The organism is Arthrobacter sp. 01T425 (genome assembly GCF_056398725.1).
Window position 1 is genome coordinate 30,812 of the sequence record NZ_JBFTPY010000022.1, and the last position, 12,962, is coordinate 43,773.

Here is a 12,962-nt window from a genome sequence, read left to right on the forward strand (position 1 = left end):
TATTTGATCGAAATATTCCCGGTTTTCCGCTTAACGCTCCGTTCTTGGGTCGTTGGCGCCTGTAGCAGAGCCCTAGACTTTGAGCCATGAGTCAGGACACCCACACAGCAGCAGACACCAAGCCGGACATCAAGCCCCGCAGCCGGGTCGTTACCGATGGAATCCACGCCGCCCCCGCGCGCGGCATGTTCCGGGCGGTCGGCATGGGCGACGACGACTTCGCCAAGCCGCAAATCGGCGTGGCGAGCTCGTGGAACGAGATCACCCCCTGCAACCTTTCGTTGAACCGGCTCGCCCAGGGCGCCAAGGAAGGCGTCCACGCCGGCGGCGGGTTCCCCATGCAGTTCGGCACCATCTCCGTCTCGGACGGCATCTCCATGGGCCACGAGGGCATGCACTTCTCCCTGGTCTCCCGCGAAGTCATCGCCGACTCCGTCGAGACGGTCATGCAGGCCGAGCGGATCGACGGCTCTGTGCTCCTGGCCGGCTGCGACAAGTCGCTGCCAGGCATGCTCATGGCCGCGGCCCGCCTGGACCTGGCCGCCGTGTTCCTCTACGCCGGCTCCATCATGCCCGGCTGGGTAAAGCTCGAGGACGGCTCCGAAAAGGAAGTCACCCTCATCGACGCGTTCGAGGCCGTCGGCGCGTGCGCCGCCGGCAAGATGAGCCGCGAGGACCTGGACCGCATCGAAAAGGCCATCTGCCCGGGCGAGGGCGCCTGCGGCGGCATGTACACCGCCAACACCATGGCCTGCATCGGCGAGGCCCTGGGCATGTCCCTGCCAGGCTCGGCCGCACCGCCCTCCGCGGACCGCCGCCGCGACGCCTTTGCGCACAAGTCCGGCGAAGCCGTGGTCAACCTCCTGCGCCTGGGCATCACCGCCCGCGACATCATGACGCGCAAGGCGTTCGAGAACGCCATCGCCGTCACGATGGCCTTTGGCGGTTCCACCAACGCCGTGCTGCACCTGCTCGCGATCGCCCGCGAAGCCGAGGTGGAGCTGACGCTGGAGGACTTCAACCGGATTGGCGACAAGATCCCGCACCTGGGCGACCTCAAGCCGTTCGGCCGCTACGTCATGACCGACGTCGACAAGATCGGCGGCGTGCCGGTGATCATGAAGGCACTGCTCGACGCCGGCCTGCTGCACGGTGACTGCCTCACCGTCACCGGCAAGACCGTGGCCGAGAACCTCGCCGCGATCAACCCGCCGGACCTGGACGGCAAGATCCTGCGCGCACTGGACAACCCGATCCACAAGACCGGCGGCATCACCATCCTGCACGGCTCGATGGCCCCGGAAGGAGCTGTCGTCAAGAGCGCCGGCTTCGACGCCGACGTCTTCGAGGGCACGGCCCGCGTGTTCGAACGCGAACAGGGCGCGCTCGATGCCCTGGACAAGGGTGAGATCCACAAGGGCGACGTCGTCGTGATCCGCTACGAAGGCCCCAAGGGCGGCCCCGGCATGCGCGAGATGCTCGCCATCACCGGCGCCATCAAGGGCGCGGGCCTGGGCAAGGACGTCCTGCTGCTGACCGACGGACGGTTCTCCGGCGGAACCACCGGCCTGTGCATCGGCCACGTCGCGCCGGAAGCCGTCGACGGCGGCCCCATCGCGTTCGTCAAGGACGGCGACCGGATCCGCGTGGACATCGCGGCCCGCACCTTCGACCTCTTGGTCGACGGCGCCGAGCTCGAGGCCCGCAAGGTCGGCTGGGAGCCGCTCCCGGCCAAGTTCACGAAGGGTGTGCTCGCCAAGTACGCCAAGCTCGTCCACAGCGCCTCCACGGGCGCGTATTGCGGCTGATCCTCCGGGCCTGGGTGACCAGGCTTAATACGGGAAGCTCCGAGGGGCCCCGAACGCACGGCGTCCGCGCCGGGTGTTCGGGGTAGGAGATTCCCGCCTGCCGCCGATGGCTGCAGGCTCTCCAAGGGAAAACGATGGTCCCAACCAGTGGACACCGTTGTCCAAATAGTGAGACACGGGCCGGGCTCGTTGACACCCGTCTCACTCAGAGGGAAAACTGAACGCATGATCGAGATCGTTACAGCCGGAGTCACTGAATTTGAGTGCACTGCAGTCGAGAGCGCTGCAGGTGTTTCCGTCGTACTTACCAAGCGCGTGGCTCATTAGCCTTCACTGGTAAAGAACCGTCACGCGCAACCCCTCGAAGAGCCCGCCGGCTGAGGGGTTTTTTTATTTCCCGCTTCACCAGCCGCACCACCAGAACAATCCAGTAGTTCCACGATCACCGAAGATCCACAAAGGAAGAGTCCGATGAGCAAAGGATCGCCGATCAGCCCCTCGCTGATGGCCACCAAGTCCACTGGAGCCCACAAGGCTCCGGAACGCGTCGAACGTCCGGCTGACGCCGGCGTCGACTCTGCTGCCGTCTCTCCTGTCCTCGGACCGAACAACGTCGTACCCCCGACGGTCATGACCGGTTCGCAAGCAATTGTCCGCTCGCTCGAAGAACTCGGCGTCCAGGACATTTTCGGTTTGCCCGGTGGCGCGATCCTGCCCACCTACGACCCCTTGATGGCTTCCAAAATGAACCACGTTCTGGTCCGTCACGAACAGGGAGCCGGCCACGCCGCGCAAGGCTACGCCATGGTTACCGGACGGGTTGGCGTCTGCATCGCCACCTCGGGCCCGGGTGCCACCAACCTCGTTACCGCCATCATGGACGCCCACATGGACTCCGTGCCGATAGTGGCCATTACCGGCCAGGTCTCCAGCGGGGTGATCGGCACCGACGCCTTCCAGGAAGCGGACATCGTCGGGATCACCATGCCGATCACGAAGCACTCCTTCCTGGTCACGGACCCCAACGACATTCCGCATGTGATGGCCGAGGCGTTCCACCTGGCGTCCACCGGACGCCCGGGCCCGGTCCTCGTGGACGTCGCCAAGGACGCCCAGCAGGGCCAGATGACGTTCTCCTGGCCGCCCAAGATCGATCTCCCGGGATACCGGCCGGTGGTGCGCGGCCACAGCAAGCAGGTCCGCGAGGCCGCCCGGCTCATTTCCGGTGCCAGCAAGCCCGTGCTCTACGTCGGCGGCGGAGTGGTCAAGGCCCACGCCTCGGCAGAGCTGCGTGAACTGGCCGAGCTGACCGGCGCCCCCGTGGTCACCACCCTGATGGCCCGGGGCGTGTTCCCGGACTCGCACCCGCAGCACGTGGGCATGCCGGGCATGCACGGCACGGTTTCCGCCGTGACAGCCCTGCAGCAGTCGGACCTGCTGATCACCCTGGGCGCGCGGTTCGATGACCGCGTGACCGGCATCCTGAAGTCCTTCGCCCCGAACGCCAAGGTCATCCACGCCGACATCGATCCGGCGGAAATCTCCAAGAACCGCACGGCCGACGTCCCGATTGTCGGCTCGGTCAAGGAGATCATCCCGGAGCTGACCGAGGCCCTGCGCCTGCAGTTCGAAGCCTTCGGCACCCCGGACCTGACCACCTGGTGGGCCTTCCTTAACAACCTCAAGGAAACCTACCCGCTCGGCTGGACCGAACCCGAGGACGGCCTCAGCGCCCCGCAGCGCGTCATCGAACGCATCGGCGCCCTGACCGGTCCCGAGGGCGTCTATGTCGCCGGCGTCGGACAGCACCAGATGTGGGCCTCACAGTTCATCAAGTACGAACGCCCGCACGCCTGGCTCAACTCCGGCGGCGCCGGCACCATGGGCTACGCCGTGCCGGCGGCCATGGGCGCCAAGGTGGGCGAACCGGACCGCGTGGTCTGGGCGATCGACGGCGACGGCTGCTTCCAGATGACCAACCAGGAACTGGCCACCTGCGCGATCAACAAGATCCCCATCAAGGTCGCCATCATCAACAACTCCTCCCTGGGCATGGTCCGGCAGTGGCAGACCCTCTTCTACGAGGGCCGCTACTCCAACACCGACCTCAACACCGGACATGACACGGTCCGCATCCCGGACTTCGTCAAGCTGGCGGACGCCTACGGCTGCGCTGCCTTCCGGTGCGAACGCGACGAGGACATCGACGCCACCATCCAGAAGGCGCTGGAGATCAATGACCGCCCGGTGGTCATCGACTTCGTCGTGAGCCCCAACTCGATGGTGTGGCCGATGGTCCCCGCGGGGGTCAGCAACGACCAGATCCAGGTTGCCCGCAACATGACCCCGGAATGGGAAGAGGAGGACTGAACATGACCCGCCACACATTGTCCGTTCTGGTCGAAGACAAGCCCGGTGTGCTGACCCGCGTCGCCAGCCTCTTCGCCCGCCGGGCCTTCAACATCAATTCCCTGGCCGTCGGCCCCACCGAGGTCCCGGGCATGTCCCGGATGACCGTGGTGGTCGACGCCGATGGCGAGCTGATCGAACAGGTCACGAAGCAGCTGAACAAGCTGGTCAACGTGATCAAGATCGTCGAGCTCACCTCCGAATCTTCCGTACAGCGTGACCACATCCTGGTCAAGGTACGTGCGGATGCCGCAACACGCCTGCAGGTCACCCAGGCTGCAGACCTGTTCCGCGCTTCAGTGGTCGACGTCTCCACAGAGTCGGTGGTCATTGAGGCAACGGGCCACCCCGAGAAGCTCACGGCACTCTTGTCAGTGCTGGAGCCTTTCGGCATCCGCGAAATCGTGCAGTCCGGCACCCTGGCCGTTGGGCGGGGATCCCGCTCCATGAGTGACAGGGCCCTCCGCAGCGCGTAACACCGCCGGAGCCGCCCCGTTGTACCGCAGCACCACAGACAATATCTACGAAGAATCCACTCAAAAGGAGACACCCCAGTGACTGAAATGTTTTACGACGACGACGCCGACCTGTCGATCATCCAGGGCCGCACCGTCGCCGTCATCGGTTACGGCTCCCAGGGCCACGCCCACGCCCTCAGCCTCCGCGATTCCGGCGTTGACGTCCGCGTCGGCCTGAAGGAAGGCTCGAAGTCCCGCGCCAAGGCCGAGGCCGAGGGCCTGCGGGTCCTGAACGTTGCCGACGCCGTCGCCGAGGCCGACCTCATCATGGTCCTGACCCCGGACCAGGTCCAGCGCCATGTGTACGCCGAGGACATCGCCCCGAACCTGCAGCCGGGCGACGCCCTGTTCTTCGGCCACGGCTTCAACATCCGCTACGGCTACATCCAGCCCCCGGCCGACGTCGACGTCGCCCTCGTCGCCCCCAAGGGCCCGGGCCACATCGTGCGCCGCGAATTCGAAGCCGGCCGCGGCGTGCCGGACCTGATCGCCGTCGAGCAGAACCCGTCCGGCAAGGCCAAGGAACTGGCCCTGTCCTACGCCAAGGCGATCGGCGGCACCCGTGCGGGCGTCATCGAGACCACCTTCACCGAAGAGACCGAAACCGACCTCTTCGGCGAGCAGGCTGTCCTTTGCGGCGGCGCCTCGCAGCTGATTCAGTACGGCTTCGAAACCCTCACCGAGGCCGGCTACAAGCCCGAGGTCGCCTACTTCGAGGTGCTGCACGAGCTCAAGCTGATCGTCGACCTCATGGTCGAGGGCGGCATCGCCAAGCAGCGCTGGAGCGTCTCGGACACCGCGGAATACGGCGACTACGTCTCCGGCCCCCGCGTCATCACCCCGCAGGTGAAGGAAAACATGAAGGCTGTCCTCGCGGACATCCAGGACGGCACCTTCGCCAAGCGCTTCATCGACGACCAGGACGCCGGTGCGCCGGAGTTCAAGGCGCTGCGCAAGAAGGGTGAGGACCACCCGATCGAGGCCACCGGCCGCGAACTGCGCAAGCTGTTCTCCTGGATCAAGAACGAAGACGACTACACCGAAGGAACAGTCGCGCGCTAGGCATTGCCCGGCAGGGGAGCCGGACACCACATCCTGGGGTCCGGCTTCCCTGCTGTCCAGCACCACCCGCACCACCCGATTCACCAAAATCCCCACCAGATACACAAGAGAGCTAAAGAGGTCACCGGTGACAAGCACCAAACCTGTCGTACTCCTCGCTGAGGAACTTTCGCCCGCCACAGTCGAGGCCCTCGGCCCGGACTTTGAAATCCGCCAGACTGACGGCTCCGACCGTTCCCAGCTGCTCTCCGCGATCGCCGACGTCGACGCGATCCTGGTCCGCTCCGCCACCCAGCTGGACGCCGAGGCCATCGCCGCCGCCAAGAACCTCAAGGTCATCGCCCGCGCCGGCGTCGGCCTGGACAACGTGGACATCAAGGCGGCCACCCAGGCCGGGGTCATGGTGGTCAACGCGCCGACCTCCAACATCGTCTCCGCCGCCGAACTGACCGTCGGGCACATCCTGAGCCTCGCCCGCCACATCCCGCAGGCCAGTTCCGCCCTCAAGGACGGGGAGTGGAAGCGCTCCAAGTACACCGGCATCGAGCTCTTCGAGAAGAAGATCGGCATCATCGGCCTCGGCCGGATCGGCGCCCTGGTCGCCGCCCGCCTGAAGGGCTTCGACACCAAGATCCTCGCATACGACCCCTACATCACCTCCGCCCGGGCCGCCCAGCTCGGCGTGCAGCTGGTGACGCTCGACGAGCTCCTGGCCCAGTCGGACTTCATCACCATCCACATGCCCAAGACCCCGGAAACTGTCGGCATGCTCGGCGCCGAGGCGTTCAAGAAGATGAAGAGCACGGCGTACGTCGTCAACGTCGCCCGCGGCGGCCTGGTGGACGAGGAAGCCCTCTACACCGCGCTGCAGGCCGGTGACATCGCCGGCGCCGGCGTCGACGTCTTCTCCAAGGAACCCAGCACCGACCTGCCGTTCTTCAAACTCGACAACGTCGTGGTGACCCCGCACCTGGGCGCCTCCACCGACGAGGCCCAGGAAAAGGCCGGCGTCTCCGTCGCCAAGTCCGTCCGCCTGGCCCTGGCCGGCGAACTGGTCCCCGACGCCGTCAACGTCGCCGGCGGTGTCATCGCACCGGACGTCCGCCCCGGCATCCCGCTGATGGAAAAGCTGGGCCGCATCTTCACCGCGCTGACCCATGCCTCCCTCACCCAGTTCGACGTCGAGGTGGCCGGCGAAATCTCCTCGCTCGATGTCAAGGTCCTGGAACTCGCGGCGCTCAAGGGCATCTTCGCCGACGTCGTGACCGAGCAGGTCTCCTACGTCAACGCACCCGTCATCGCCGAGCAGCGCGGCATCAACGTCCGCCTCATCACCACGCCGGACACCGAGTCGTACCGCAACGTCCTGACCCTGCGCGGCGCCCTCAGCGACGGCAGCCAGATCTCCGTCGCCGGAACCCTGACGGGCCCGAAGCAGATCCAGAAACTGGTCGGCGTCAACGGCTACGAGGTGGAAATCCCGATCAGCGAACACCTCGTGGTGGTTGCCTACTCGGACCGCCCTGGCGTGATCGGCACGATCGGCCACATCCTGGGCATGAACAACATCAACATCGCCGGCATGCAGGTGGCACGCCAGACGGAAGGCGGCCAGGTGCTGGCCCTGCTGACCATCGACAGCTCCGTTCCCCAGCAGGTCCTTGACGCGATCAAGGCCGGGATCGGCGCTGACATGGTCCGCGAGGTTGACCTCGAGGACTGAAATCCTCCCCGCGTGGCCCCGGCGGCGGCATGACCGCCGCCGGCGGCCACGAGAGGCCGGCCGGTCTGCGTACAATGGCTAGGACCGAATTTCGGGTCTTGGCCGGCAGACCGGCCTTTACTTTTGCACGCCCGGCACGGGACGCCTTCACTTCCTCAGGAAATGAACTGCGGCGTGCGCACGCAATCCAGCTTTCAGGAGCCCAATGAACGCCGTCCAGAGGTTCATCAGAAGCAGAGTGCTTTTGCTGACCGCGTCCATTTTGATCGTGGCCATGTGCCTGTCCGTGCTCGTCCAGGGTCAGTCCCAGGCGGCGCTGAGCAGGACCGTGGACCAAAACTCCCGGGGGCTCTATGACGTCCTGGTGCAGGCCAAGGCGAAGGATAACGGCGGCCTGATGCAGCCGGACATCGCCACCGGCCAGGGCGGCATCAGCTTCGAGCAGCTGGATTCCATCCGCAAGCTCTCCGGCACCTCTGTGGCCGCCCCCATCAGCCTGGTCTCGCGTGTGACGCAGAACCTGGAGTCGCCGCGGCTGGACGCCACCGACTACCTGGGCTTCAACGCGGGCCTCGCGGGCACCTCCGGCGACCCGACCGCCACGGATCCGAGCAAGTGGCCGGCCGCGGAATCGGTACTGAGCGACACGCCAAAGAAATACCGCCTCACGGCCAGCGCCGTCAGCTCCGACGGCCACTCCGACCAGACCCTGTTCAAGACCACGGCCGAGGGCTCCCTCGGAAAGGCGAAGCTGGTCGAGGAACAGGTCGACGGCGGCAAGAACGTCCGTATCCAGGGCCCGGAGGGCGAGACCGGCATCAAGTTCCCCACCCCGGCCGGCGGCTCCGAGCACAACCTCTTCAACCTCTCCGTTTCCCTGCCGATGGCCCCGCAGGTGACCGAGTCCGTCGTCGCCGTCGACCCCGTCTCCGAACGGGCGCTGCTTGGCACGGCCGGTGACTTCCTGTCCCCGCTGGAGAAGGCCCCGCCCGCGGACGCCCGCAACGCCGGCGCGATCGGCCGGCACTTCGAGAGCCTCTTCACCAACGGCATCAGCATGGACGAACTCAAGGAAGGCCCGGACTTCCTCGGCGTCAAGCTCAAGTACTGGGCACCGCTGATGACCCAGTACCAGCAGGCCAAGCGCGACGGCCAGCTCACCGACGATTCCCAGGCCATCCCGCTGATCGTGCGCTCGGGCACCGCCCTGGACCTGAAGTACTCGGTCAAAATCGAGGAAATCGACGACTCCGGCAACGTCACCAAGGACGTCGGCACCGTGACCCGCTCGCTGGACAAGGACTACCTGCCGTTCGTTTCCAAGTCCCCGTTCGCCCTCGCCTGGCCCGGGTCCAAGGACCTCTCCCAGCTCATGGGCGACACCGGATCCTTCAGCCAGGGCCTCTACAACCCGGCCACCTGGACCACCAACTTTGCCGCCGCCCCGACATACAAGGACGGCGAAACCGCCGCCAACGGCGCCGTTGACAAGAGCGCCACGCCCGGTGACTGGGTCACCGTGAACCGGCTGCCGGACAAGGCCGCCAACGGCGAAGCCGTCGACCAGACCCAGCGCGAGCCTGTAGACGAGCGCTCGTACCGCCAGAACCTCGAAACCGGCAAGAAGCTGGCCACGCCGCTGGCCATGGTCTACGGCACCTTCGACGCCGCGAACGTCAAGGAAGCTGCCGGCGACGTCAACCGGCTGCCCCTGGGCGGCTATGACCCCGCGCCGTTCACCCTGACCAAAGACGCGTCCGGCAAGGACGTCAACACCGAACTCAAGCCGTCGCTGAGCGCCACAGGCCTGGTCAGCCAGTCCGCCGGAGCCATCACCGACTACTACGGCCTCGCCGCCGCCCGCGGCTACGATGCAAACGCCCACGTGATCGACGCCGTCCGGGTCCGCGCCAAGGTCCCGGGCAGCTGGAAGCAGGCGCAGCCCGAGGTGGAGAAGCTCGCCAACGAGATCCGCGACATGGGCCTGCAGGCCACCGTGGTGGCCGGTTCGGCCCGCGAAGACGCCAGCATCGCCGTTCCCGGCTACTCCAAGGACGACGCCGGCAAGGAATCGCCGCTGGGCACCGTGCAGCAGTCGTGGGTCCGCCAGGACGCCGCGGACGCCGTGTCCGGCTCGCTGACCGCCACGAACCTGACCCTGCTGTTCCTGACCCTCTGCGGTGCTGCCCTCCTGACCGGCGCGTCCACCGTCAGCTACATCCGCAAACGCCGCAGCGAGGCCGGTACCTTGCGCGCCATGGGCTGGACCCAGCGCAAGATCCGTTCCTGGGTGCTGGCCGAATTCGGCGTCGGCGCCGCGCTGCTGGCCGTCGTCGGGATCGTCCTGAGCCTGATCAGCTGGAGCACCGCCACCGCGGTGGTCTCGGCGTCGGTCCTGGTGCTGTACGCCGGTGCCGCGTTCATCGCGGCGCAGCAGCTGCGCCACCGCGACGTCGTGGACCAGGAGCCGCAACACGATGAACGGCTCATCGCGGTCGATTCCCCGCTGACCTTCGCGAACCGGCAGCTGAGCACCAACAAGTTCAACACCATCTCCCTGGCCGTTGCCGTCGGTGTCTTCGCCGCGGCCGTCGGCGGACTCGTCGCCCTGCTGATCGACATTCCGCGGGCCGCCGGCGCCAGCGCCCTCAGCGGGCTGGCCGCGGCCAGCATCGCCCTGCCCAGCATCATCCTGGGCGTGTCCGGTGTTGCCGTCGGGCTGCTGCTGACCATGGTCACCGGCCGCTTCGAGCTGCAGGCCAAGCGCCAGTACCTGGGCACGCTGCGGGCCATGGGCTGGAACCCGGACATGCTGGGCCAGGTCCGCTTCTTTGAAAACGCCATGGTGGGAACCGTCGCGCTGCCGCTGGGTGTTGTGGGCGCCCTCGGCATCGGCCTCCTCCTGGCCCCCTACGCCGCGCTGTGGGCCGCAATTGCCGGTCTCGTAGCTGTACTTTGCTGGATTCCGATTGCAACGAAAGTGGTCCAATGACTAACGAGCTGAACCTTGACCGGGAGGCACACGACCGGATGACCGCCAGCACCCGTCGCGGTGCGCACAAGACCCGCGCCAACACAATCGTGAAGGCCACGGACCACGCCACCCCGCTGGAACTGAGCAACATCACCATCCACTACGGCGGCGGCAAGGGCGGTGCCGAGGCCGTCAACGTCGTGGACGACTTCAACATGACCCTGCACGCCGGCGAAATGCACTGCGTCGCGGGCCGCTCCGGCTCGGGCAAGACCAGCATCCTGACCGTCGGCGCGGGACTGACCCTGCCGACGTCGGGCCGGGTGTTCTGGGAAGGCGACTCGCTCGAGACCATGGGCGACGACGAGATCGCCGACCGCCGCCGGGCCCTGATCGGCTACGTCGACCAGGGCGGTGCGCTGATCGACGGGATGAGCGCGCTCGAGAACGTCCTGCTGCCGGCCGTGCCGGACGGCGAGGTCGAGAAGCGCCGCGACATGGCCAAGGACCTCCTGGACCTCGTGGGCCTGGGCCGGCGCATGCGCCACCGTCCGGCGCAGCTTTCCGGCGGTGAACGCCAGCGCGTCGCGATCGCCCGCGCGCTCATCCTCGGCACCCGCGTCCTGGTGGTCGACGAGCCCACGGCCAGCCTGGACCGGGCCGCGGCCAACCGCATCATCAGCATCCTCAAGGACACCACCTCGGACGGCATTGCCGTGCTGGTGGCTTCACATGACCACGAACTGGTCCGCCAGAGCGATACCCTCACAGAACTGATCTAGATTTAGACCGTGACTTCAACTGACAAGACCCCGTTCTACATCACCACGGCCATCACGTACCCCAACGGGGTGCCGCACATCGGCCATGCGTACGAGTACATCGCCACCGATGCGATGGCCCGGTTCAAGCGCCTGGACGGGTACGACGTCTTCTTCCTGACCGGAACTGACGAGCACGGCATGAAGATCGCCCAGACCGCCGAGAAGGAAGGGCTGGCGCCCAAGGATCTGGTGGACCGGAACGCCGAGATCTACAAGGCGGCGCACGCGGCCCTGGGGGTCTCCTACGACCGTTTCATCCGCACCACGGACGCCGACCACTACGCGGCGTCGCAGGCCATCTGGAAGAAGATGGAAGCCAACGGGGACATCTACCTGTCCAAGTACGAAGGCTGGTACTCGGTCCGCGACGAGGCGTTCTACGTCGAGGACGAGACCGTGGTCAAGGACGACGGGATCCGCTACTCACGCGAATCCGACACCGAGGTCACCTGGACGGCCGAGGAGAGCTACTTCTTCCGGCTCTCCGCCTATCAGGACAAACTGCTGGCGCTCTACGAGGCCCACCCGGAATTCGGTGCCCCGCAGTCCCGGTTCAACGAGGTCATCAGCTTCGTCCGGCGCGGTCTGGAGGACCTGTCCATCAGCCGCACCACGTTCGACTGGGGCGTACCCGTGCCCGGCAACGACAAGCACGTCATGTACGTGTGGGTCGATGCGCTGACCAACTACCTGACCGGCGTCGGCTACCCGGACGTCGACTCGGACTCCTTCAAGAAGTTCTGGCCGGCCGACGTCCACGTGATCGGCAAGGACATCTCCCGCTTCCACGCCATCTACTGGCCGGCGTTCCTCATGAGCGCCGGACTGGAGCTGCCGAAGCGGATCATGATCCACGGCTTCCTGCAGAACAACGGCGTCAAGATGTCCAAGTCGCTGGGCAACGTGGTGGCCCCCGCGGACTTCGTGGCCCAGTACGGCCTGGACCAGGTGCGCTACTTCTTCCTGCGCGAGGTCCCCTTCGGCGCGGACGGCAACTACAACCACGAGGCAATCGTGGGCCGGATGAATTCGGACCTCGCCAACAACTTCGGCAACCTGGCCCAGCGGTCGCTGTCCATGGTGGCCAAGAACTGCGAGGGCCGCGTGCCCGCGCCCGGCGCATTTTCCGCCGAGGACACCGCGATTCTGGCCCAGGCCAACGGACTGCTTGACGCCGCCCGGGCCGCGTTCGAGAAGCAGGAGTTCAGCCGCGCACTGGAGGCCATCTGGGCTGTCCTGGGGGACACCAACGCCTACTTCGCCGAGCAGGCCCCGTGGGTGCTGCGCAAGACCGACGTCGAACGCATGAACACGGTGCTTTACGTGACGCTTGAGGTGCTGCGGATCGTCGCGATCCTGGCCCAGCCGGTCATGCCGGTGGCGACGGCGGCGATCCTGCACACGCTCGGCCAGCCCGAGGGCGGGGCGCGCCAGTTCTCGGCCCTGGACACGCCGATCGCCGCCGGCACGGAACTGCCCGCCCCGGCCCCGGTGTTCCCGAAGTACGAGGAACCCGCCGACGCCTGAGCCTGCACTTCCCCGGACGCTCCCGCACCCCCTGATCCGGGGGAGCGGGGGCGTTTTGCTTACCCGGGCAACGGGGGTGATCGAATAGTGAGACAACTTGACCAGAATGTGGATCAC

General features: G+C 66.5%; 8 protein-coding genes. All 8 read left to right on the forward strand.

Going from position 1 to position 12,962, the window contains the following annotated elements:
- The first annotated feature begins 86 nt into the window (after positions 1-86).
- The gene (gene ilvD / locus AC1DNG_RS19160) at positions 87-1,808 is read left to right on the forward strand and encodes a dihydroxy-acid dehydratase (protein WP_476857803.1); all 1,722 of its coding nucleotides are present in this window, start codon (positions 87-89) and stop codon (positions 1,806-1,808) included.
- 471 nt (positions 1,809-2,279) lie between these two features.
- Positions 2,280-4,178: an acetolactate synthase large subunit gene (locus tag AC1DNG_RS19165; RefSeq protein WP_028277928.1), complete on the forward strand. Its 1,899-nt coding sequence runs from the start codon at positions 2,280-2,282 to the stop codon at positions 4,176-4,178.
- 2 nt (positions 4,179-4,180) lie between these two features.
- Positions 4,181-4,693, forward strand: coding sequence for an acetolactate synthase small subunit (gene ilvN / locus AC1DNG_RS19170; protein ID WP_018773531.1), 513 nt, complete (start codon positions 4,181-4,183; stop codon positions 4,691-4,693).
- A gap of 78 nt (positions 4,694-4,771) precedes the next feature.
- Positions 4,772-5,797 carry a ketol-acid reductoisomerase gene (gene ilvC / locus AC1DNG_RS19175; protein WP_026266449.1) on the forward strand — a complete coding sequence of 342 codons (1,026 nt, stop codon included), beginning with the start codon at positions 4,772-4,774 and terminating at the stop codon, positions 5,795-5,797.
- Between the two features lie 127 nt (positions 5,798-5,924).
- Positions 5,925-7,520: a phosphoglycerate dehydrogenase gene (serA, locus tag AC1DNG_RS19180; protein ID WP_028277927.1), complete on the forward strand. Its 1,596-nt coding sequence runs from the start codon at positions 5,925-5,927 to the stop codon at positions 7,518-7,520.
- Positions 7,521-7,725: 205 nt separating this feature from the next.
- Complete coding sequence (locus tag AC1DNG_RS19185) at positions 7,726-10,512, forward strand: ABC transporter permease (RefSeq protein ID WP_476888021.1); 2,787 nt, start codon at positions 7,726-7,728, stop codon at positions 10,510-10,512.
- Positions 10,509-11,276: an ABC transporter ATP-binding protein gene (locus AC1DNG_RS19190; protein WP_018773527.1), complete on the forward strand. Its 768-nt coding sequence runs from the start codon at positions 10,509-10,511 to the stop codon at positions 11,274-11,276. The genes AC1DNG_RS19185 and AC1DNG_RS19190 overlap by 4 nt, the downstream gene beginning before the upstream one ends.
- Positions 11,277-11,285: 9 nt before the next feature.
- Complete coding sequence (metG, locus tag AC1DNG_RS19195) at positions 11,286-12,845, forward strand: methionine--tRNA ligase (protein ID WP_476888022.1); 1,560 nt, start codon at positions 11,286-11,288, stop codon at positions 12,843-12,845.
- Positions 12,846-12,962: the final 117 nt, after the last annotated feature.

Coding starts and splice junctions, on each gene's coding strand:
- ilvD (WP_476857803.1), top strand. CDS start 87: ATGAGTCAGGACACCCACACAGCAGCAGACACCAAGCCGGACATCAAG.
- AC1DNG_RS19165 (WP_028277928.1), top strand. CDS start 2,280: ATGAGCAAAGGATCGCCGATCAGCCCCTCGCTGATGGCCACCAAGTCC.
- ilvN (WP_018773531.1), top strand. CDS start 4,181: ATGACCCGCCACACATTGTCCGTTCTGGTCGAAGACAAGCCCGGTGTG.
- AC1DNG_RS19185 (WP_476888021.1), top strand. CDS start 7,726: ATGAACGCCGTCCAGAGGTTCATCAGAAGCAGAGTGCTTTTGCTGACC.
- AC1DNG_RS19190 (WP_018773527.1), top strand. CDS start 10,509: ATGACTAACGAGCTGAACCTTGACCGGGAGGCACACGACCGGATGACC.